The 21,888-nt window shown below is 62.5% G+C and carries 22 protein-coding genes and 1 tRNA gene; 17 read left to right on the top strand and 6 right to left on the bottom strand.

The window, feature by feature from the left end; all coding sequences use genetic code 11:
- Window positions 1-2: 2 nt before the first annotated feature.
- From BUC24_RS10990 to BUC24_RS10980, 3 genes are all read right to left on the bottom strand, one after another.
- Window positions 3-845, bottom strand: a complete 843-nt coding sequence (locus BUC24_RS10990; protein WP_073215596.1) for an MBL fold metallo-hydrolase — start codon at window positions 843-845, stop codon at window positions 3-5.
- A 75-nt stretch (window positions 846-920) separates the two neighbouring features.
- Window positions 921-1,112 carry a Thivi_2564 family membrane protein gene (locus BUC24_RS10985; RefSeq protein ID WP_073215593.1) on the bottom strand — a complete coding sequence of 64 codons (192 nt, stop codon included), beginning with the start codon at window positions 1,110-1,112 and terminating at the stop codon, window positions 921-923.
- 82 nt (window positions 1,113-1,194) lie between these two features.
- Window positions 1,195-1,566, bottom strand: a complete 372-nt coding sequence (locus tag BUC24_RS10980) for an Lcl C-terminal domain-containing protein (protein WP_073215590.1) — start codon at window positions 1,564-1,566, stop codon at window positions 1,195-1,197.
- Between the two features lie 192 nt (window positions 1,567-1,758).
- Between BUC24_RS10980 and BUC24_RS10975 the strand changes: the two genes are divergently transcribed.
- Entirely contained in the window at window positions 1,759-2,889 is a 1,131-nt protein-coding gene (locus tag BUC24_RS10975; protein WP_073215587.1) for a choice-of-anchor Q domain-containing protein, read from the top strand.
- 86 nt (window positions 2,890-2,975) lie between these two features.
- Window positions 2,976-4,136: a PQQ-dependent sugar dehydrogenase gene (locus BUC24_RS10970; protein WP_143167489.1), complete on the top strand. Its 1,161-nt coding sequence runs from the start codon at window positions 2,976-2,978 to the stop codon at window positions 4,134-4,136.
- 3 nt (window positions 4,137-4,139) lie between these two features.
- On the opposite strand, the gene BUC24_RS10965 is transcribed toward BUC24_RS10970, so the two are convergent.
- Window positions 4,140-4,763 carry a head GIN domain-containing protein gene (locus BUC24_RS10965; RefSeq protein WP_073215584.1) on the bottom strand — a complete coding sequence of 208 codons (624 nt, stop codon included), beginning with the start codon at window positions 4,761-4,763 and terminating at the stop codon, window positions 4,140-4,142.
- 209 nt (window positions 4,764-4,972) lie between these two features.
- Between BUC24_RS10965 and BUC24_RS10960 the strand changes: the two genes are divergently transcribed.
- Complete coding sequence (locus tag BUC24_RS10960) at window positions 4,973-5,410, top strand: 4-fold beta flower protein (protein ID WP_073215581.1); 438 nt, start codon at window positions 4,973-4,975, stop codon at window positions 5,408-5,410.
- 140 nt (window positions 5,411-5,550) lie between these two features.
- On the top strand, window positions 5,551-8,058 hold the full coding sequence (locus tag BUC24_RS10955; protein ID WP_073215578.1) for a hybrid sensor histidine kinase/response regulator: 2,508 nt from the start codon (window positions 5,551-5,553) through the stop codon (window positions 8,056-8,058).
- A gap of 10 nt (window positions 8,059-8,068) precedes the next feature.
- Here BUC24_RS10955 and BUC24_RS10950 read toward each other — a convergent pair whose 3' ends face one another.
- A complete protein-coding gene (locus BUC24_RS10950) occupies window positions 8,069-8,374 on the bottom strand; it encodes a hypothetical protein (protein WP_073215575.1) in 306 nt (101 codons plus the stop codon).
- A 234-nt stretch (window positions 8,375-8,608) separates the two neighbouring features.
- Here BUC24_RS10950 and BUC24_RS10945 point away from each other — a divergent pair, with 234 nt between their 5' ends.
- Together BUC24_RS10945 and BUC24_RS10940 are read left to right on the top strand one after the other, a co-directional pair.
- The gene (locus BUC24_RS10945; protein WP_073215573.1) at window positions 8,609-8,854 is read left to right on the top strand and encodes a hypothetical protein; all 246 of its coding nucleotides are present in this window, start codon (window positions 8,609-8,611) and stop codon (window positions 8,852-8,854) included.
- 67 nt (window positions 8,855-8,921) lie between these two features.
- A complete protein-coding gene (locus tag BUC24_RS10940; protein WP_143167488.1) occupies window positions 8,922-9,647 on the top strand; it encodes a tetratricopeptide repeat protein in 726 nt (241 codons plus the stop codon).
- A 59-nt stretch (window positions 9,648-9,706) separates the two neighbouring features.
- Here BUC24_RS10940 and BUC24_RS10935 read toward each other — a convergent pair.
- Window positions 9,707-9,793: transfer RNA gene (locus BUC24_RS10935), tRNA-Leu, on the bottom strand.
- A 120-nt stretch (window positions 9,794-9,913) separates the two neighbouring features.
- Here BUC24_RS10935 and BUC24_RS10930 point away from each other — a divergent pair.
- The 11 genes from BUC24_RS10930 (at window position 9,914) to BUC24_RS10880 (ending at window position 21,887) form a co-directional block, all read left to right on the top strand.
- Window positions 9,914-10,687, top strand: coding sequence for a hypothetical protein (locus BUC24_RS10930; protein WP_073215567.1), 774 nt, complete (start codon window positions 9,914-9,916; stop codon window positions 10,685-10,687).
- Between the two features lie 30 nt (window positions 10,688-10,717).
- Window positions 10,718-12,922 carry a penicillin acylase family protein gene (locus BUC24_RS10925; protein ID WP_073215563.1) on the top strand — a complete coding sequence of 735 codons (2,205 nt, stop codon included), beginning with the start codon at window positions 10,718-10,720 and terminating at the stop codon, window positions 12,920-12,922.
- 46 nt (window positions 12,923-12,968) lie between these two features.
- Window positions 12,969-13,520, top strand: coding sequence for a thymidine kinase (locus BUC24_RS10920; RefSeq protein ID WP_073215561.1), 552 nt, complete (start codon window positions 12,969-12,971; stop codon window positions 13,518-13,520).
- Window positions 13,521-13,536: 16 nt separating this feature from the next.
- Window positions 13,537-14,079, top strand: coding sequence for a hypothetical protein (locus BUC24_RS10915; protein WP_073215558.1), 543 nt, complete (start codon window positions 13,537-13,539; stop codon window positions 14,077-14,079).
- Between the two features lie 103 nt (window positions 14,080-14,182).
- Window positions 14,183-16,342 (top strand): carboxy terminal-processing peptidase, encoded by a 2,160-nt coding sequence (locus tag BUC24_RS10910; protein WP_073215555.1) that lies wholly within the window; start codon window positions 14,183-14,185, stop codon window positions 16,340-16,342.
- Between the two features lie 187 nt (window positions 16,343-16,529).
- Window positions 16,530-17,117, top strand: a complete 588-nt coding sequence (locus tag BUC24_RS10905; RefSeq protein WP_073215552.1) for a VPLPA-CTERM sorting domain-containing protein — start codon at window positions 16,530-16,532, stop codon at window positions 17,115-17,117.
- 139 nt (window positions 17,118-17,256) lie between these two features.
- Window positions 17,257-18,447 carry an acyl-CoA dehydrogenase family protein gene (locus BUC24_RS10900; RefSeq protein WP_073215549.1) on the top strand — a complete coding sequence of 397 codons (1,191 nt, stop codon included), beginning with the start codon at window positions 17,257-17,259 and terminating at the stop codon, window positions 18,445-18,447.
- A 10-nt stretch (window positions 18,448-18,457) separates the two neighbouring features.
- Window positions 18,458-19,573, top strand: a complete 1,116-nt coding sequence (locus BUC24_RS10895; protein WP_073215546.1) for an acyl-CoA dehydrogenase family protein — start codon at window positions 18,458-18,460, stop codon at window positions 19,571-19,573.
- Complete coding sequence (locus BUC24_RS10890) at window positions 19,570-20,031, top strand: MaoC family dehydratase (RefSeq protein WP_073215543.1); 462 nt, start codon at window positions 19,570-19,572, stop codon at window positions 20,029-20,031. Before BUC24_RS10895 ends, BUC24_RS10890 begins: the two co-directional genes overlap by 4 nt.
- Entirely contained in the window at window positions 20,024-20,479 is a 456-nt protein-coding gene (locus tag BUC24_RS10885; protein ID WP_073215540.1) for a MaoC family dehydratase, read from the top strand. Before BUC24_RS10890 ends, BUC24_RS10885 begins: the two co-directional genes overlap by 8 nt.
- A 160-nt stretch (window positions 20,480-20,639) precedes the next feature.
- A complete protein-coding gene (locus BUC24_RS10880) occupies window positions 20,640-21,887 on the top strand; it encodes a GNAT family N-acetyltransferase (RefSeq protein ID WP_083598874.1) in 1,248 nt (415 codons plus the stop codon).
- Window position 21,888: the final 1 nt, after the last annotated feature.

Raw genomic sequence — 21,888 nt, 5'->3', positions numbered from 1 at the left:
GTTCAAAAGGCGTTGACCGGGATTTTCAGGTAACGCACGCCATTGGTGTCGGCCGGCGGCAGCTGGCCGGCATTGATGTTGACCTGGATGGCAGGCAGGATCAGGGTCGGCATGGCCAGGGTCTGGTCACGCGCCGTGCGCATGGCGACAAAGTCGGCTTCGCTCACGCCATCGTGCACATGGATGTTGTGCGCGCGCTGGTCGGCGACCGTGCTTTCCCATGCGGGCGCGCGCCCGGCCGGCGGGTAGTCGTGGCACATGAACAAACGCGTGTGCGGCGGCAGCGACAAGATGCGCCGCACCGAGCGGTACAAGGTAGCGGCATCGCCACCGGGAAAATCGCAGCGCGCCGTGCCCACGTCGGGCATGAACAGAGTGTCGCCAACAAACAGCGCGTCGCCCACTTGAAACGCCATATCGGCCGGCGTGTGGCCAGGCACGTGCATGGCGCGCGCCTGCATGCTGCCAATACTAAATGCTTCGTCGGCGGCAAACAGATGGTCAAAGCGCGCTTCGTGCGCGGGAAACACGGCAGAAAATGCGCGCTGGACCGAGCGGATGCCGGCTCCGATGCCCGTCTTGCCGCCCAGTTGCTGGGCCAGGAAAGGGGCGCCTGACAAATGGTCGGCATGGGCGTGGGTTTCAAGCAGCCATTCGACTTGCAGGCCATGCTGGCGCACGAAGGCGATGACCTGGTCGGCCGCAAGGCTGCAGGTGCGGCCGGACTTGGGATCGTAATCGAGCACCGGATCGATGATGGCGCAGGCGCTGCCTGCACCCGCATGCACCACGTAGGTGACAGTGGCAGTGGTCTGGTCGAAAAATGCCTGAATCTGGGGCGTCATGAGCGTCGATCAGCGGTGGAAATACGCCGATTATACGCCCATGGGCAGGCCCCGAAAACCAGCCCAGTTCGCCTGCTACAGGTTCAGACGGGGCAGGTAGTTGCCCGGCAAAATCCCAAACACCGACAGCACGATCAGGATCAGCAGGATGATGAAGAGCACGCGCACGATTTGCGCAACAGGCGCCGGCAGGGGCAGCATGCTGACCAGCCACCAGATCAGGCCGAACACGACCAGATAGATGATGAGGTTAATTATCATATTCATTTTTAGTTCCTCGGGAGATTAGACAAGCTCAACAATAAAGGAAGGCGGGCCCCGCATCTGTACGGCAGGGCACATAGTTCCACTATTCAATTGCAAGCCGGCGCACCGCGCGCGCATGTCCGCGGAAAGGGCGACCGTACATGGTCTGGATGCCGCTGGTGAAGTTTTGTCCCCAGACCAGCTGGGCACGCGGTTCCTGCGGCTCGCTCGACCAGTACCAGGCCCGGCTGAACTGCTCGCGGCAGTTGGCAAACAGCAGCGCCAGTTCGCGCCGGTTGGGCAAGTCGCCGCCGACCCCGCTGGCCCATTCGCGCGCCGCGGTCCACGATACCTCGTGCGCTTCGCCCGCCAGCAGCACCAGATGCTGATCGGGTTGGCCGTCCTTTCCCAAGATTACTCCCGCATACGTTTCGCCGTCCTGCAGTGTTTCCTTGACCTGCATGTGTTCACTCATTGCACGCTCCTGTGATGTCCAGCCTTAGGACCGCAGCGGACCGATCAAGTTGCAGGCAAATGTTCGATTTCTCGCAAACAAGAGTGTTTACTGGTTTGATACCGCAGCGAAATTTATTTAGAAAATGATTGAACCTAAGAATTTGATTTACGTCAAACCTTGCTCATTCACATGACAAAGGTAAGGAACCTCATGACTATTTTCGCTGCCCACGCCAAGCAACTTCGCCTGAAAACGCTCGCTTCCAGCGTTGCTCTACTTGTCGGCTTTGGCTTCGTTCAAGCCGCACAGGCTGCCAGCGCGTTGTATGTGTCACCCAACGGAAACGACAGCAGCGCCGGCAGTGCATCGGCGCCGTTCAAGACGCTGGCCCGCGCGGCACGCTCGGCAGTAGCAGGTACCACCGTGTATGTGGCGCCGGGGACCTATGCAGGCAACCTGAAGACCACCGCCAACGGCACCGCCAGCGCGCGCATCCGCTGGGTCTCCACCACCACCTGGGGCGCACGCATCGTGCCGGTGTCCGGTTCGACCATCAAGGTGGCCTGGGATAACCGCGGCAACTATGTCGACATCATCGGCTTCCAGATTGATGGCAACAATTCCAAATGGACCAGCGGAATCTACAACGGCGGCTCGTACGACCTGATCAAATCGAACTGGGTGCACCACATCGCCAAAGGCGTCAGCTGCACCAGCGCAGGCGGTTCGGCCATTGGGGTCGACAGCTACTATCACGGCGTGCGCAGCGATGTGATCGGCAACCTGGTCAATGATATTGGCCCGGCCGGCTGCCGCTACGTGCAAGGCATTTATATCAGCACCTCCGGTACGGTCAAGAACAACGTGGTGTACCGTGTGGCCGAAGGCGGCATCCACCTGTGGCATGACGCGAACAACGTGATTATCACCAACAACACGGTGGTGGCCTCGCACACCGGCATTATTGTTGGCGGCGGTGACTTCTATCACACCGCCGGACCGGCCGATTACATCCAGGTGCGCAGCAACATTGTGTACGACAATGCCATGGGCATTTCGGAGCAGGGCAGAACCGGTACCCACAATGTGTACAGCAACAATCTGGTGGCACGCAACAGCACCTACAACTGGCAGCTGAAAAACGGCCTGACCCACAGCGCCACCGTGTCGTCCGAACCGCTGTTTGTCGGCTACACCAGAACCGGGACACCGGACTTGCGCCTGACCGTGAGCTCGCCTGCCATTGGCCGCGGTTCGCCGATCCAGGCCGAGAGCAGCGACTTCCTGGGCCGCCCGCGCAATACCAGCACCGGCTTCGATATCGGGGCCTACCAGCACTAAGCTGGCCGGCCAGGGCCGGGCGCGTTCGCCATACAGGTACAGTTTCGGGTAGCATCGGGGTTCTTGATGCGCTCCCGGAGACTGGTATGACCCGTATGATGCGAACCACCCTGGCCCTGTGCCTGGGCGCCATGTGCATGGCGCCCGCTTTCAGCCAACTGCAACCTTCCGACGCGCCGCCGCCTGCCACAGGCTGGCGCAGTGTCACCGTGGCCGAAGGCTTGTCCCATCCCTGGGGCATGGCCTGGCTGCCCGACGGCCGCCTGCTGGTCACCACCAAGGCGGGCGGTCTGTACATACTCAACGGTAAGAAATTCGATCCGGTCCCGATGGAAGGCTTGCCAGCCGTCTTTACCGGCGGGCAGGGCGGCTTGCTCGACATCAGCGTCCACCCGGGTGACAAAAAGAAGGACGTGCGGGTCTACATGACCATGGCCACCGGCACGGCCGAGGCCAACCGCAGCACCCTGGTCCAGGGTGTGTTCGATGGCAAGCGCCTGCACAGCATCAAAACCTTGTTCCGCGTGCAGCAAGATAAAAGTGGCGGCCAGCATTTCGGCTCGCGCCTGGTGTGGATGCAGGACGGCACGCTGTTGATGAGCATTGGCGATGGCGGCAACCCGCCGCAAAAGGTGGGCGACATGCTGGCGCGCGACCAGGCCCAGAACCTGGCCACGCACCAGGGCTCGATTCTGCACCTGACCGATGGCGGCAAGCCCGCGCCGGGCAACCCGCTGGTGGCCAAGGGCGGCGCGCTGCCGGAAATCTGGAGCTATGGTCACCGCAATATTCAGGGCATCACGCGCGATGCCGCTGGCCGCATCTGGGCCACCGAACACGGACCCAAGGGGGGCGACGAACTCAATCTGATCGAAGGTGGCCAGAACTATGGCTGGCCGCTGCAAAGCTACGGGCGCGATTACCGCACCTCCGAACCGGTTGGGCAGAATGTGGTGCCTGGCATGACCGGGCCGAAAGTGGCCTGGGTGCCGTCACCTGGCCCGTCCGGCCTGGCCTATTACACGGGCAAGGACTTCCCGCAGTGGCAGGGCAGCCTGTTCAGTGGTGGTCTGGCCAGCATGGATGTGCGCCGGATTGCGCTCGACAAGGACGGTAACGTCACCGGCCAGGAACGGCTGGCCATTGGCCAGCGCGTGCGCGATGTCAAACAGGGACCGGATGGGCGCTTGTACCTGATTACTGACGAGGACAAGGGCAAGCTCTTGATGCTGCTGCCCGAAAAATAAGCCTCAGCGCGCCGCGGCCCTGACCGAACCGATCCCTTCGACCGATTTGTTGACCGTCTTGGGATTGCCGTAGTAACTGAGCGAGCCCATGCCCTGGACGGTTGCGTCCAGGCGCTCGCTCGCGTGCACCCGGACCGTGCCAATTCCCTCGAAGCTGACATTGGCATGCGCTGCCAGCAAGTCCTTGGTATCGACGTCGCCCACCCCTTGTGCCTGCAGCTTGAGCAGTTTGACGCTGCCGCGCGCCACCAGTTTGCCGGCGCCCTGGAAACCAATATCGAGCACGTCCCCGCTGATATTGTTGAGCTCGGCATAGCCAGCCCCTTCAACCTGGAAATTGCGCAGTGCCGGCACCGCGATCACGATCCTGGCGTCGTCCACGTTCTCGCCCTTGTAGTTCTTGGGAAAGGTGATGACCAGCGTGCCGTTGACGACCTTGCTTTCCACGCTATTCAGGAATTTCTGGTCGCCCTGGAACAGGACCGACTGCGTCTTGCCGGCCTGGACCACCATATTGATGGGCCCCTGCACGCTCACGCCGTTGAAGGCGGGCAGAGTACGGGTTTGTTCGGCGGCGCCGGCGGCGCTGCAGCCAAGCAGCAAGGCAAACATCAGAGGAGCGCGCATGGGAATGGTCCTGTTTGTGTTGGAGTAGGGTCATTCTAGGGCCGGTCGGGCACGGGCGAACCCGTTTTGCGACAGGCCGCACTTTTGCCGGTATCAACGGTCAAAACCTTAGCTTGGCAGCGAAACAACAGCTGCGCCAAGCGTGCGCGGGTTACAAATGTTACAAGTTAAAATGGTCCCATCTAGTGAGCGCAAGCCTTGGGGGTAATTTGGTTACTTGGGTATATGACGAAATAGGCTGTGCGGGCGCCATCCTTGACGATTTCTGCATCCGCGACCTGGCCGGCCACACGGTGGGCTGGGTGTTTGGCTTGTCGGTCTTTTCGCTCAAGGGCGAACACATCGGCTGGTTCGAAGACGGCGTCTTCTTCGACATTCACAACAATGTGCTGGGCTTCATTCCGGCCGCCACCGGCCTGCCCGCAGAGGCGCCGGCGCTGGCGCCAGAGCCACCGCTGCCGGCCTTCAGCAAGCGGCCGCACGTGCCCGCCTTGCGCGGGCGGGTGGCGCGGCCTGCCGGGCGTGGCTGGTCCGGGTACTGCATTGCCAGTTACCTGGCCCAGTCCGGCGTGCCGGCCTCTGGCTTGCCGTATTTGCCGCACATGGCGGGTCAATCCCGCGCTGCTGGCAGCGAACTGCAGCGTTAAGTCCAGGACACATTTGCCACACCCTGGACAAACGCCGCTTTCCCTATAAATTAAGCAATGTTAAGATGAAATTCACATTTCATCCTGACGCATCGTCCGGACCGATCATTTAACAATCGTAACGAGATTTCTGGGCTTTGATGCTTGCCAATTTTAATTTCCTGTCGCATGGCGGCGACATGGGCCGCCTGATGCGCAGCAAGGACTGGAGCGCAACGCCGCTCGGCCCGACGGAACGCTGGCCCGCTCTACTGCAAAGCACGATTCGCCTGATGCTGACCTCGCGCCACCCCATGTTCCTGTGGTGGGGCCCCGACCTGATCCAGTTCTACAACGATGCCTACAGCCGCACCATGGGCCCGGAGCGCCATCCGCATGCGCTGGGCCAGCCGGGACGCGCGTGTTGGGAAGAAATCTGGCCCATCATCGGCCCGCAAATCGAGCTCGTCATGGCTGGCCAGGGTTCAACCTGGAACGAAGACCAGCTGGTGCCGGTCACGCGCAATGGCACACGTGAGGACGTCTGGTGGACTTACGGCTACAGTCCAATCGAGGATAGCGACGGCGTGCAGGGCGTGCTGGTGGTCTGCAACGATGTCACCCAGCAGCACCGTGCACGCGCCGAGCTCGAGCAGATGAACCTGGCTCTGACCGAGCAGATCCGCCAGCGTCAACTGGCCCAGCAGCACGAAGCGCTGCAGACCTCGCAGCGCCAGCGTGCCGAAGAGGACCTGCACGCCCAGCGCGAAGCCGAGGCCGAGCGCCTGCGCGCGCTGTTCGAACAGGCCCACGGCTTCATGTGCATCCTGCGCGGCCCCCGGCATATCTTCGAGTTTGCCAACGCCGCCTATCTGCGCCTGGTGGGCGAGCGCGCCCTGATTGGCAAGCCCATTCGGGAGGCCTTGCCCGACATTGCAGGCCAGGGCCTGTACGAGCTGCTCGACCAGGTCTACCTCAATGGCGAGCCGTTCAAGGCGGTCGACCAGCATGTGCGCCTGTGCCGCAGCGCGGGCAGCGAGCCAAGCGACGCCTACCTCGATTTTGTCTACCAGCCGATCGTCATGCAAGGGCAGGTCACTGGCATCTTTGTGCAAGGCTACGACGCCACCGAGCGCACCATGGCGCGCCAGGCCTTGCAGCGCAGCGAACTGCGCCTGAAAGAAGGCATGAAGGTCGCCGGCATGGTGGTGTGGGACTGGGACCTGGCCAGCAACCAGGTGCAATTTTCCGAGAACGCGCCCGAGCTGTTTGGCGCCAGCTGGGACAGCATGCCCCAGGTGTGGAGCGCGATCGAGCCGGACGACTTGCGCCGGCTCGAAGCCGAGCGCAGCGCCGCCTTTGCCGGCAAGGGCAGCTACAGCGAGATTGTGCGACTGCACCGGCCCGACAACGGCCAGCTGGTTTGGCTGCACATCCGCGGCACCCTGGTGAGCGATGCCGATGGCGTGGCGCGCCACGTGCGCGGCGTCTCGGTCGACGTCAGCGCCCGCAAGCGGGCCGAGGAATCGCTGCGCGAGGCCAGCCGCCACAAAGACGAATTTCTGGCCATGCTGTCGCACGAATTGCGCAATCCGCTTGCGCCCATCCGCTCGGCTGCCCACCTGCTTGGCATGGCGCCCGACAACGTGGCAAGGGTGCGCCAGTCCAGCGTCATTATTGAGCGCCAGGTCAACCATATGACCAGCCTGATCAACGATCTGCTGGACGTCTCGCGCGTGAACACGGGGCTGGTTACGCTGGACATGCATCCCATCGATCTGCACCAGGTGGCAGTCGAGTCGCTCGAACAAACCCAGCCCCTGATTGCCGAACGAGGCCACCAGCTCACCGTCGACCTGCCGATTGAAGGCGAGGTCACCGTGCTGGGCGACCGCAAACGGCTGGTCCAGGTCCTGACCAACCTGCTGCACAATTCCGCCAAGTACACCCCGCCTGGCGGCGCCATTGCGCTGACCGTGAGCCAGCACGCCGGCATGGTGGAGCTGCACGTGCGCGATAACGGGATTGGTGTCGATGCCGAGCTGATGCCCCATATTTTCGAACTGTTCACACAGGAAAAGCGCTCGTCCGACCGCGCCCAGGGTGGCCTTGGACTGGGTCTGGCCCTGGTGCGCAGCCTGGTGTCGCTGCATGGCGGGCACGTGACGGCAGCCAGTGGCGGAACGGGCGAGGGCGCCACCTTTTCGGTCTATCTGCCCCGGCACGGGCAGCGTGCGCGTCCCGTCAGCGCGGTCAGCACCCAGCAGGTACCCGCTGCCACGCTGCGCCTGATGGTGGTGGATGATAATCAGGATGCTGCCAACGCCCTGGCCATGCTGCTGGAAATGGAAGGGCACAGCGTGGCCGTCGAACACGAACCGCAGCGCGCACTGGCGCGCGCCGCCGAGTTCAGTCCGCATGCCTGCCTGCTCGATATCGGCCTGCCGGGCATGGATGGCTATGAACTGGCGCGCCGCCTGCGTAGCAGCGCCACGACCGCCGGCGCAACCCTGATCGCGCTGACTGGCTACGGTAACAAATACGGGCGCGAGACGTCGGTCTCGGCAGGCTTCGATCACTACTTCGTCAAGCCCGCCAAAACCTGCGAACTGATGACCGTACTGGCTGGGATTTGCCCAGACCAGAGCGGACGCCGGCAACAGGCTTGACGCCGCTGGCTTAGCGGGGCAGTGTGCCGTCTGGTGCCATACCCGCGTCATAAATGGGCGCTGCCGGCGCGCGCTGAAAACGCGGCGGCGCGGCCTGCGCTGCTGCCAGCGCCAGTGCATCGCGCGCGATGCGCAGCGCCTGTTTGGCAGCGTACCGCTCCAGCACCTGCTCCTGCATGGCGTCGCCGACGATCCCGCGTGAGAGCAGAAAACGCTGCGCCACATTGTCGCCGAACGCGCGCTGCAGGCGTGCTTTGTCAAATGCCGTGCGCGCGGCGACCGCGCGCTCATCGATCACATCGTCGATCTCGTCCATGGTTGAATCCTCCTGGGATGACTCTACGACCCCGATGCCCGGGATTGTTTGCGCTAAATCAGGTTCAACTGTAGCCTCGGACCAGCGTTGTAATCCTGACCGAATTTGGCAGCCCGGTATGGCGCAGGGCGACGAAGTCCAGCTTGCATAATCTGTTAAGGTGACTTACAACCCCGGGGCACGCCATGTGCCGCTCGGATGCAGCTTGTTTTACCTACCTGAACTTGAGGGCCTATGCGTTTCCCCTATCTGTCCGTCGGCTTCTTTCTTCTCACCTTGGCCGCCACCGTGTTTAGCGCCTGGTTGTCCAGCACATCGTGCGCCTTCGGGTTCGGTGGTTTTCAGTGCAATGGCTGGGTGGGATCGATCAGCGAGCTGCTGTTCGGCTGGTCGATGCTCGCGGTTGTGGTGATTCCGCTGGCCTTCATTGTGGCGCTGTGGCGCCTGATCCGCTGGCAGCGCCGCAGAAAGGCGCGCTGAACGCCGCCATGGACAAGGGGCGGGTGCCTCGGTACACTCGCCTGCATCACCCACCATGATTGATACCATGCGCTTTTCTTCCCCATTTTTGCTGGCAGTGCTCAGTACAACACTGCTTGCAGCCCAGGCCCAGACTCTCCCGCAACCCCAGAACCAGTTCAAGACACGTGCGGAATTGGGCTTGTCGACCAAGTTGCCCCTGCCCGCGCCGGCAGCGGCAGGCATCGTCAAGCTCAGCACCTACGAGCAATTGATGCCTTTGGTGCTTCGGATGAACAATATTCTGGGGTCGTATCCGCCCAAGCTGGCGACGGCGCAAGAACGGGCCAAGGCGTTCACGCTGTGGGAGCAAGCCTTGCAGCAGGCCTGGCTGATCGAAAAGCAGGATGCCAACAGCGAAAATACCCTGTTCCTGCTCGCTGAAGTGTACCGCCAGGGTCACAACCTGGATGTGGACGGCACCGCCGCGCGCGCCGGCGAAACAGTGGACCGCTGCATTGCGGCCTACCCGGATTCGGTGCGCTGTCATTTTTCGGCGGCATATCTGTACATTTCGCTCAACCCGTCGACCCTGCCCAAGGCAATGAAGAGCCTGGAGCGCCTGCGCCTGCTGCACGCACCGCGCTTTAACAGTGAGGTTGAACGGGGTATTTTCTTCGCCCATCTGTATGCAGGCGACAAAGAAAAGGCGTCCAAACAGCTCGACTATGTGGAGTCGGTCAATCCGGCCACGCCGTGGCTTGCACTCGCGCGCAAGGCGGTCAAGGAAGGGCGCCTGGAGCGGGTTCAGTAAGCGCTTGGCGGCAACAACAAAAAACCCGCCGTCTCGCAAAGGGATAGGCGGGTTTCTGCTGGTGCCCCGAGCCGGAATCGAACCGGCACGCCCTTGCGAGCACGAGATTTTAAGTCTCGGGTGTCTACCAGTTTCACCATCGGGGCAGCGGGCAGGATTTTAGCACAAGGCGTGGCGATCGCGGCCACTTTCCCCACTTGCGCCGTTGGTGTAGCATGCGTGGCGGCGCCGGTTCCTGGCGTGCTCGGTACATACAAGGACAGCAATTGAACATCACCATCAACGAGGAACTGCGTTCCTTCATCGATCCGCTTACCCACAATGAATATGCCGCCCTGGAGCGCAGCTTGCTGGCCGAAGGCTGCCGCGATGCGCTGGTGCTGTGGGGCGAGGTGCTGATCGACGGCCATAACCGCTACGACATCTGCAGCAAGCACAATATCGAATTTCGCACGGTGCAGAACACCAATTTCGCGTCGCTCGACGACGTGATGCTGTGGGTGATTGACAATCACCTGGCGCGGCGCAGCGTGTCCGATTATCAGCGCGGCGTGCTGGCCTTGCGCAAGAAGGATATCGTCGCCGCGCGCGTGGCACAGCGTGCCGCGGAGCCGGATGCGCCGGCCGAGCCGGATGCCGCCAAGGTACCCGAGTCGCCGCCCTGGAACACGCGCGAAGACGTTGCCAAGGCAGCCCGCGTGTCGAGCAATACCATCAGCCAGATCGAGCGCATTCAAAAAGCGGCCACGCCGGAACTGGTGGAAGCAGTGCGCGCCGGGACGATCTCGATCAACGCCGCGGCCAATGTGGCGTCGCTGCCGGAAGCGGTACAGAAGGCCGCCGTGGCTGGCGGTAAAAAGGAACTGCAGCAGATGGCGCGCCAGGTACGCGAGCAAAAGGCCGGCAGCCGTCCACCCAAGGAAAAAGAACCGGAAGCGGACGTCGAAGGCGAGCTGCGCGCCCAGGTGGCTGCGCTGCGCGAGAAGGTCGACGCCCTGACTGCCGAAAACAATCAGCTGCGCCAGCAGCTTGGCATCTAGTACCTGCCACCTTTGACGAAAGCGCTGCCCATGATCCGTCCCCGCCTGCTAGCCCTGGCCTTTGTCGCCTGCGCCACGACCACGACGTACTTGCCGGCTCTGGCGGCGCCCGGGCATCACGCGCCTTTGTCGGCCGAGCAGGCGCGCTGGCAGGCCAGCGCACAACGCGTGACCATCCTGCGCGACAAATGGGGCGTACCGCACGTGTTTGGCAAGTCGGACGCCGACGCCGTGTTTGGCCTGATGTACGCGCAGGCGGAAGACGATTTCAATCGCATCGAACTCAATTACATCAACGCCATGGGGCGCCTGGCCGAAGTGGAAGGCGAGGCAGCCATCTGGCGCGACCTGCGCATGAAAATGTTCATCACGCCGGCCGCCATGCAAGCCAAATACACGGCCAGCCCCCTCTGGCTGAAAAAGCTGATGAACAGTTTTGCCGATGGCTTGAATTTCTATCTGCAGACCCACCCCGAGGTCAAACCAAAGCTGATCACCCGCTTCGAGCCGTGGATGGCGCTGTCCTTCAGTGAAGGCAGCATCGGTGGCGATATCGAAGAAATCGACCTCAAGCAACTGGAAGCGTTCTATGGCGGCAAACCAGTCATCGCTGCCGAAGGCTCGCCGTTTGACCCGGAACCGCGCGGTTCGAACGGTTTTGCCATTGCGCCCAAACTGAGCAAGTCGGGCAGGGCGCTGCTGCTGATCAATCCCCATACTTCGTTCTACTTCCGCCCTGAAGTGCACGTGGCCAGCACGGAAGGCTTGAACGCCTACGGCGCGGTGACCTGGGGCCAGTTCTTTGTCTACCAGGGCTTCAACGAACGCGCCGGCTGGATGCATACCAGTGGCGGTGGCGACGTGATTGACGAATTCCTCGAAACCATCAGCGAACGCGATGGCAAGGTGTTCTATCGCTATGGCGGCGGCGAGCGCGAAATGAAAGCAGTTCCCATCACGTTGCCGTACAAGGACGCGGGTGGCGCCATGGCCAGCAAAACCGTGACGGCCTGGTTCAGTCATCACGGCCCCGTGGTGCGCAGCGCCGACGGCAAATGGGTGGCCGTCAAGCTGATGGACGAGCCGCTCAAGGCCCTGATGCAATCGTTCTCGCGCACCAAGGCGCGCAATTACCAGGCCTTCCGCAAGACCATGGCCTTGCGCACCAATTCATCGAACAACACGGTATACGCCGATGCCGATGGCACCATCGCTTATTTTCACGGTAATTTCGTGCCGCGGCGTGACCCGCGCTTTGACTGGAAGCACCCGGTCGACGGCAGCAATCCAGCCACCGAATGGCAAGGCTTGCATGCGATCGATGAGTTGATCAGCCTGCGCAATCCGGCCAGCGGCTGGATTCAGAATACCAACAACTGGCCGTTCCGCGCGGCTGGCGCCAGCAGTCCGCGGGAGCAGGACTATCCGGCGTATATGTGGTCGCTGCCCGAGAACGCGCGCGGCCTGCACGCGCTGCGGGTGCTGGAAAACGCGCGCGACGTGACGCTCGATTCGCTTATCGCTGCCGCCTACGACAGTTATCTGCCTGCGTTTGAACCCTTGATCCCGGCGCTGCTGAAGGACTTCGATGCACTGCCCGAGCAGGACCCGCAGCGCGCGGCGCTGGCAGCGCAGGTGGCGGCCTTGCGTGGCTGGGACTTGCGCTTTGCCAGCAGTTCGGTGCCGACCTCGCTGGCGATCTACTGGGGACAGGCGATGGTGGCCGCGTCGTCAAAGGCGGCACGCGCCATCGAGATGCCGGTCGTCGACTATATCCAGACCCGCATCGGCAGCACCGAGCGCCTGCAGGCACTGGCCAGCGCCACGGCCCGCCTGGAGGCCGATTTCGGCAGCTGGCAGACGCCCTGGGGCGAGATCAACCGCTTCCAGCGCGCCAGCGGCGATGTGCGCCAGCAGTACGACGACGCGCGCCCCAGTCTGCCGGTGCCGTTTGCGTCGGCCACCTGGGGTTCGCTGGCCGCGTTTGGCATGTCGGCGCCGCAGACCACGCGCCGCATCTACGGTGACCGCGGCAACAGCTTTGTGGCCGTGGTTGAATTTGGCCCGCGCCTGCGCGCGAAGAGTATTCTCGCCGGCGGCAACAACAACGTGCCCGGCTCGCCCCATTTCGAGGACCAGGCTGCCATGTATGCGCGCGGGGAATTCAAGCAGGTGCTGTTCTACAAGGAAGACATCCTGAAGCACCTGGAGCGCCAATACCACCCGGGGCAGTGACGCCGCGCTTGCTATAATTCGCGCACTTACGGTACAGGATCACGCAGTGGCAAAACTTTATTTCAGGTATTCGGCGATGAACGCCGGTAAATCCACGGCCATGCTGCAGGTGGCCCACAACTACGAAGAGCAGGGCCAGAAGGTGGCGCTGTACACCGCCGTGATCGACAGCCGTTATGGTGTGGGCAATGTGACCTCGCGCCTGGGGCCGCAGCGCCAGGTTGATACCTTCGGTCCGGACACGGATTTTCTGGCCGAAGCGCCCAAGGTCGCCTGCGTGCTGATCGACGAAGCCCAGTTCCTGTCCACCGCCCAGGTGCAGCAATTGCACCAGCTGGCCCAGGTGCGCGGCGTGCCCGTGATCTGCTACGGCTTGCGCAGCGATTTCCGGGGTGAGCCGTTCCCCGGTTCGGCCTATCTGCTGGCTCTGGCCGACGACATCGAAGAGCTCAAGAACATCTGCACTTGCGGCAAAAAAGCCACCATGAACGTGCGCGTGGACCAGCATGGCCGGCGTATCCGCGAAGGTGAGCAGGTCAGCATTGGCGGCAACGAGTCCTACCGCCAGGCCTGCGGGCGCTGCTTCTACGCCGGCTAGCAGCGCAACGGCGGCCATGTCTTTTTCCGCCGCCTGCCGCGCCGCCGCGCCGGCCATCCTGTGCCAGCATACCGACCTGCTGCTGTATCTGGCGCCTTCGGTGGCGCTGGCGCTGTTGATTCGCCTGCTGGCGGCGAAGCACCCCGTCTTTTTCATCTTCATCGCTGCCGGCACCATGTGCCATGAGCTGGCCCACTGGCTGGTGGGCTGGCTTACAGGCGCGCGGCCTGGCGCGCTGACCATCATTCCACGGCGCCAGGGCGCGCACTGGCAGCTGGGCTCGGTCACCCTGACCCGGGTGCGCTGGTACAACGCGGCGCCGACTGCCCTGGCACCGCTGCTGATCATTCTGATTCCGCTCGCGGTGGCCTGGTGGCGCACCCGCGGGCCGTGGCATTTCCAGAGCATGGATCTGGCCATCGCCTTTGGCCTGGCGCCCCAGTTCCTGTCATTCTGGCCATCGGCGGTGGACTGGCGCATCGCCTTGCGCTCCTGGCCCTGGCCGCTCATTCTTGGCGCTTTGGCATGGCTGGCCTGGCACCAGGGGCTGTTCACCTAAGCTGCGCTTAAGAGAAATGGCGCAAGCTGGCTCTGCGATACTGCCCAAGCTGTTAGAATTGTTGGCAGTGGATATCATGCGTTTTACGCCCGGAGAAAATCGAATGAAGAAGTCAATATTGATGGTGGCGGTGGCGTTTGCCTTTGCAAGCGAGGCAGCCATTCCCGAGAAGAGCGCGCTGCCGCTCAAGCCGGAAGCGCTGCAGGCGCAGGCGGCCATGATTGCCGCCGAAGTGTTGACCAGGGAGCACTACAAGGCGGTGCCGCTGGATGACGCCATGTCCGAGAAAATCTTCGAGCGCTATTTCAAGTCCCTCGACGGCGACAAGTTGTGTTTCCTGCAAAGCGATATTGACCAGTTTGGCGCTTACCGCACCAAATTCGATGACATGATCCGTGCCGGCAACCTCGCCGTGCCATTCCAGATCTATGGCATCTACCAGAAACGTTTTTCCGACCGTATCGCGTATGCCCGTGACTTGCTCAAGCAAAAGCAGGACTTCACCGTGGACGAGCGTATTGAGCTTGACCGTGAAAAATCGGCCTGGCCCAAAACCGAGGCAGAATCGCGCGATTTGTGGCGCAAGCGCGTCAAGAACGATTGGCTGCGCCTGAAACTGGCCGGCAAAGACGATAAATCGATCCGCGACACGCTGGACAAGCGCTACGAGAATTATGAAACCCGCACTGGCAAGGTCAACAGCGAAGACGTCTTCCAGATCTTCCTGAACGCCTACGCCACCGCGATCGAACCGCATACCAATTACCTGGGCCCGCGCGCTGCCGAGAACTTCGACATTGCCATGCGCTTGTCCCTGCACGGCATTGGCGCGGTGCTGCAATCGCGCGAAGACTACACCGTGATTCGTGAAATCGTGCCCGGCAGCCCGGCCTCGATGTCGGGCAAGCTGAAGGTGGGCGACCGTATCGTGGGTGTGGGCCAGGGCGACAATCCAGCCTTTACCGACGTGCTGGGCTGGCGCATCGATGAAGTGGTGCAGTTGATCCGCGGCGACAAGGGTTCCACCGTGCGCCTGGATATCCTGCCAGCCGATGCCGGTCCGGATGCCAAGCACAGCACGGTGGTGCTGGTGCGCGACAAGATCAACATGGAAGCGCAGGCGGCCAAGAAATCGATCATTGAAGTGCAGGACGGTGCCAAGAAACGCAAGGTTGGCGTGATCACGCTGCCAGCGTTCTACCACGACTTTGACGCGCACAAAAACGGCGACAAGGATTACCGCAGCGCCACCCGCGACATGGCGCGCATCCTGGGCGAGTTCAAACGCGCCAAGGTGGACAATGTGCTGATCGACCTGCGCGAAAACGGCGGCGGTTCGCTGTCCGAAGCGGTTGAAATGACGGGTTTGTTCATTGACAAGGGGCCGGTGGTGCAGCAGCGCTATGCCGACGGCCGCGTGCGCATTGAAAGCGATACCAATGCAGGCCTGGCCTGGGATGGTCCGGTTGGCGTGCTGATCAGCCGTGCTTCGGCCTCGGCTTCCGAAATTTTTGCCGCCGCCCTGCAAGACTATGGCCGCGCACTGATCATTGGCGAACCGAGCTTTGGCAAAGGTACCGTCCAGCAATTGCTGCCGCTGGAAAACATTCAGCGCGTGCCGAATGGCGAACTCAAGATGACGGTGGCGCAGTTCTTCCGCATCAACGGTGGCACCACGCAGTTGCGCGGCGTCACGCCTGACATCAAGCTGCCGGTTACCTCGGATGCAGAAAACTTCGGCGAATCATCGTATGACAACGCTTTGCCATGGACCAACATCAAACCGGCGCCTTTCGTCTCGGCCGGCAATCTGAAGTCGGTGATCGACGAGGTGCAAAAGCGCCACGATGCCCGCGTTGCCAAGGACAAGGACTTCCAGTACCTGGTGGAAGACCTGGCCGAAGTGAAAAAGCTGCGCAAGGAAAACTCGATTTCGCTGAACGAGGCCGTGCGCCGCAAGGAGCGCGACGCCCAGGAAGCGCGTGCCAAGCTGCGCGAAGAGCGCCAGGCATCGCAGGTCGTCGGCGCGGGGCGCAACAAGGCGCTGGCCGAGAAGAAGCGCGCACGCCAGGATGACGGTTTGCAAGGCGACGAACGCTCCCTGGTGGCCGATCTGGCCGCTGAGAAGGCCGCCAAGGAAGCCAAGGACGTGATGCTCAACGAAGCGGCGCATATCCTCAGCGACGTGGTCGGCATGGTCAAGACCGATACCCGCCTGGCCTCACGTTTGATGCCGTATATGCCAAACAAGGCAGTCGATTAAAAAAGTTGTTGTGTCGATCATACAAAATCGATACAGATGTAGTTTGTTTGGCAAGAACGAAGGGGCTCCTCATAGGGAGCCTCTTTTTTTTGCCCCTGCCAATCGGACCTTGTCTTTTTTTTACTGATGCTAGCATCAGCTTACCCATGCAAATAACCTAACATCAACAACATCAAGGAGCGTTTCCATGGTCGTCAAATACCTGTTTGCCGCGGGCCTGTGCGGCGCCGCATCGCTGGCCCAGGCCGGTCTCGTCGACGTCGCTGCCACCCCGGTCGGGCCACGCCCGGCCTGGTCGATCAATTCGGTCAGCATGCCGGCCGCCATTGACCCGGTGCAGCCGCTGGTCATGAATGGCCCGGGCACCTTTACCACGCACGCCCGCTACGGCGACCGCGGCGGCCCGTCAATGACGACCTTGTCGAACGTGTCTGGTTCCGGTGCGGCCAACCTGACCGGGCATGGATCCGGCGGCGTGTTCACCAACGGTCCGGCCGACACCTCGCAACTTGGCAACGGTGGCGTCACTGGCGGCCCGTCGGCACCGCCGCCATTTACCGACGTCGCCCAGGGCGGCGGCAAGGGCCACGCCGATGAGGCGAGCATGGTTACCCCGCCAGCCACCGACATTGTCGACGTGATCGTGGCCACGCCACCAGAGGCACCGCAGCAAGCTCTGCCGGCCCCACCCGTACTGGTGCCGGAACCGGCCAGCGCCATGCTGCTGCTGGCTGGCTTGCTCGGCGCCGGGGTGCTGGGCCGCCGCCGCAAGTAAGTCTGCCAAAACGTGCCAGTGCCGCCCGCTTTCCAGCGCGCGGCATTTTTCATTTTGGCGGCATGGCGCAGCAATCCAGATCATGTACAATTCTTGTGAACGGTCGTGCTTTTTTGGGCGGCGATAACAAGGAGACTGTATGGACCTGAATTACTCGAGCGAGGATCTGGCCTTCCGCGATCACGTGCGTGCCTTCCTCGATGCCAAGCTGCCGGCCGACTTGCAGCACAAGGTGCGCAAGCATCTGCGCCTGTCGCGCGAGGATTATGTGCGCTGGCACAAGATCCTGGCCGAGCAGGGCTGGGTTGCGCCCGGCTGGCCGGCCGAATTCGGCGGCCCCGGCTGGACCCCGGTGCAGCGCCACTTGTTTGATGAAGAGTGCGCGCGCGCTGGCACCCCGCCGATTCTGCCGTTCGGGGTCAACATGGTGGCGCCGGTCATCATGGCGTTTGGCAGTGCCGAACAAAAAGCCCATTTCCTGCCACGCATCCTGTCCTGTGAGGACTGGTGGTGCCAGGGCTATTCGGAGCCCGGTTCCGGTTCCGACCTGGCGTCGCTCAAGACCACCGCCGTGCGCGATGGCGATCACTACATCGTCAACGGGCAAAAAACCTGGACCACGCTGGCCCAGCATGCCGACATGATCTTTTGCCTGGTGCGCACCGACAGCACGGTGCGCAAGCAGGAAGGCATTTCCTTCCTGCTGATCGACATGAAGAGTCCCGGCGTCACCGTGCGCCCGATCATCATGCTCGACGAAGACCATGAAGTAAATGAAGTCTTCTTCGACAATGTGCGGGTACCGGTCGCCAATCTGGTGGGCCAGGAAAACCGCGGCTGGACCTATGCCAAATACCTGCTGGGCCACGAGCGCACCGGGATTGCCGCCGTGGGCCGATCCAAGCGCGAGCTGGCCTTCCTCAAGCGCTACGCAGGTGCCCAGACCAAAAATGGCAAGAGCCTGATGGCCGACCCGCTGTTTGCCGCCAAGGTGGCCACGCTGGAAATCGAACTGATGGCGCTGGAAATGACGGTCTTGCGCGTGCTGGCGCAGGAACACAAGGCGCCAGGGCCGGAAGCGTCCGTGCTCAAGGTACGCGGCACCGACATCCAGCAGACGCTGACCGAACTGATGGTCGAAGCAGCGGGGCCGATGGCGCTGCCGTTCGATCCGGCCTACCTGGAATCGGCCACCGAACACAGTGCCGCAGGCGACGACGATGGCGCGCCGCTGGCTGGGTACTACTTCAATTTCCGCAAGACCTCCATTTACGGTGGCTCCAACGAGATTCAACGCAACATCATCACCCAGATGATTCTGGGCCTGTGAGGGATTGAACATGGACTTCAACTTCAAGGAAGAACAGCTGCAGTTTGCCGATGCCCTCAAGCGCTGGGTGAACAAAGACTACAGTTTCGACGAACGTAAAAAGATCATCGCGTCCCCGGCCGGCGTATCCGCCACCGCCTGGAGCACACTGGCCGAACTGGGCATGACGGCCTTGCCGGTGCCGGAAGAGCAGGGCGGCTTCAACGGCAGCGCGGTCGACATGTTTGTGGTGATGCAGGAGCTGGGGCGCGGCCTGGTGGTGGAACCGTACCTGGCCACGGTGCTCGGTGCGCATTTTCTGAAACACGGTGGTGGGCACGATGCCTTGCTCGAGCAGGTCGCTGCCGGTGAACTCAAGCTCGCCTGCGCGCTGAACGAACGGCAGGCCCGCCACGACCTGTTTGCCATCACGACCCAGGCAGCGGCAAATGGCAACGGCTATGTGCTCGACGGCGCCAAGACAGCAGTCATTCACGGCGCCCAGGCGGGCTACCTGATTGTGTCCGCGCGCAGCGCTGACGGGATTGCGCTGTTCGTGGTGCCGGCCGATGCAGCTGGCGTGGCCATCACCGATCACCGCACGCTGGATGGCCAGCGTGCCGCCAGCATCGTGTTCACACAGGTGCAGCTGCCTGCCTCGGCATTGCTGGGCGGCGCGGACTTGCTGGACCACTGCGCCGACTATGGCGCCACGCTGCTGTGCGCCGAAGCGCTGGGCGCAATGGAAGCGATCTTCGCGGCCACGCTGGACTACCTGAAAACCCGCTCCCAATTTGGTGCGCCAATCGGCAAATTCCAGGCGCTGCAGCACCGCATGGCCGACATGTACATCCACCTCGAGCAAGCCCGTTCCATGGCCTTGCTGGCAGCGGTCAAGATGGCGGCCGAAGATGCGCTGGAGCGGCGCCGCACCGTATCGGCCGCCAAGTTCCGGGTCGGGCAGGCGCTCAAGTTCGTCGGCCAGCAGGCGGTGCAGCTGCACGGCGGCATGGGCGTGACGGACGAGCTGCCGGCCGCCCACCATTTCAAGCGCCTGACCATGATCGAACTGACGCTGGGCGACTCCGACCACCACCTGCAGCGCTTCATTGCGCAGCCCGGCTTCGCCGAAGGGGTGCTCGAATGAGCTGGTATTTCGAGGACTTTTTTCCAGGGCAGGAAGTGGCGCTCGGTTCGCGCACCGTCAGCGAAGACGAGATCATCGCCTTTGCCACCCAGTTCGATCCGCAGCCCTTTCACATTGACCATGCAGCCGCTGCCGCGTCGCCCTACGGCGGCGTGATTGCCAGCGGCTGGCATACCTGCAGCCTGATGATGCGGCTGGTGGTGGACGGCATGATGGCCAGCGCCTCGAGCATGGGCTCGCCCGGCCTGGACAAAGTGCGCTGGATCCTGCCAGTGCGCGCCGGCGACACGCTCACCGTCAGCTACCTGACCACGGCCGTCAAGGCATCGAGCTCGAAGCCCGACCGCGGCGTGGTCTGGTCGACCTGGCGCGCCCACAACCAGCGCGGGGAACTGGTGTGCACCATTGAGGGGATGGGCATGTTCGGGCGACGCCCAGGCGGAGGCGCCGATGCGTGAATTCGCCACCCTGGCGCAGATGCGCGCGCTGGTGGGCCAGGAACTGGCAGTGTCGGACTGGATCGAGATTGTCCAGGAGCGCGTCAACCAGTTTGCCGACGCCACCGACGACCATCAATGGATTCACGTGGATCTGGCCCGCAGCAAGGCCGAGTCGCCCTTCGGCGGTCCGATTGCGCATGGCTTTCTGACCTTGTCGCTGCTGTCGGCACTGTTTGAAAAAACCATTCGCATGGTCGACGCCACCATGGTCATTAACTATGGCTTGAACAAGGTGCGTTTCCCGGCGCCGGTGCCGGTTGGCAGCCGCGTGCGCGCGCGCCTGACGCTGGCCCGCATCGACGATCTGGACGAGGGCGCCCAGCTGGAATGGCACGTGCTGGTCGAGCGCGAAGGCGGTGACAAACCCGTGTGCGTGGCAGAGCTGCTGCTGCGCCGCTACCCCTGAACAGCCGCCCATCGCCCTCGCGAAGGCGGGGGCCCACACCACGTCTGCGAATTCGGCTGGTGGAATAGGGCCATGGCGCCGGCGCCTTCGCGGTGGCGATGTTGCTGGTTTGCAGCCGCGCGTGTAGACTGCATATGTTATCAATTTTGCATAATCACGCATGAAAATCCCAGGCAAGATCAAGTCCATCGCATCCGCGCTCAAGGAGCGCAAGCAGGTCCGCAAGGCGCTGCGCGGCCCCGCCGATCTGTATTACGCCATCGCCGACGCGGTCGAGATGCTCGATCAGGATGCCTGGCAGGCCTTGACGGCACCATCGGGCTTCTTCATGTCGGCCGCCTATCTGAAAGCGCTGGAAAAGGTGCTGCCGCTGAATCTGTCGCCGCGCTATGCCCTCGTTTTCAGTGGCGTGGGCGAAGAGCGCCGGCCGCTGGCAGCGATCTACATGCAGATGGCGGACGTCAGCCTGGCGCAGCTGCGGCCGGAGAAAGACCGCGGCGCCAAGCTCGATGAACTGGCCAAAAGCACCACCCAGCGCATCCTCACGTGCGGCAATCTGCTGACCTATGGCCAGCATGGCATTGCGCTGGCGCCCGACGCCGACCCGAAGCTGGCCTGGCACGGCGTGGCCGAAGTGCTGTACCGCATTCGCCAGTCCGAAAAACTGGAAGGCAAGACCCACTTCATCATGATCAAGGACTTGCACTCGCATCACCGCGAGCAGGCCGCGCACCTGGAGCACTTGAGCTACCGCTACGTCGAGACCGAGCCAAACATGGTGCTGACGCTGAACCCAGCCTGGAAAAATTACGACGACTACCTGGCCAGCCTGGCCTCGAAATACCGCACCAATGTGCGCAATGCGGTTTTCAAAAAAATGGACGATGGCGCCTGCAGCATCGAGCAGCTGGCCGACCTGGCCGGCGCGCGCGATCAGCTGCATGCGCTGTACAAGGCCGTGCAGTCGAATGCAGGCGTGCGCATGTTCGAACTGGTGCCGGACTACTTCGCTGCCCTGCAGGCGGCGGCGGGTGAGCGTTTCCGCTGCAGTGTCATCAAGCGCGACGGCGCGCTGCTTGGCTTCCTGATTTCAGTGGCGGACGGCGACACTGCCGTGGCTTACCACATCGGTTTTGACCGCGCCGCTGCGGAAGACCTGCCAATCTACCTGCGCCTGCTGCACGCGGGGATCGCCGACGCCATTTCAATGGGTTGCAAGGAGATTTCCTACGGGCGCACCGCGCTCGAACCAAAGGCGGCGCTGGGCGCCAAGCCACAGCCCTTCGGCATTCTGGTGCGGCATCGCCAGCCAGTCCTCAACAAGATGATGAAGCGCGTGCTGCTCGGGATCGAGCACGAGGAAGCGCCCGAGCGTAACCCGTTCAAGAAAGAAAAGGCTGCTGCCTAGG

This window comes from Massilia sp. CF038, from assembly GCF_900129765.1.
Taxonomy (GTDB): Bacteria; Pseudomonadota; Gammaproteobacteria; order Burkholderiales; family Burkholderiaceae_D; genus Telluria_A.
Note: the sequence above shows the minus strand (reverse complement) of the source record. Positions and strands in the feature narration are given on the sequence as shown.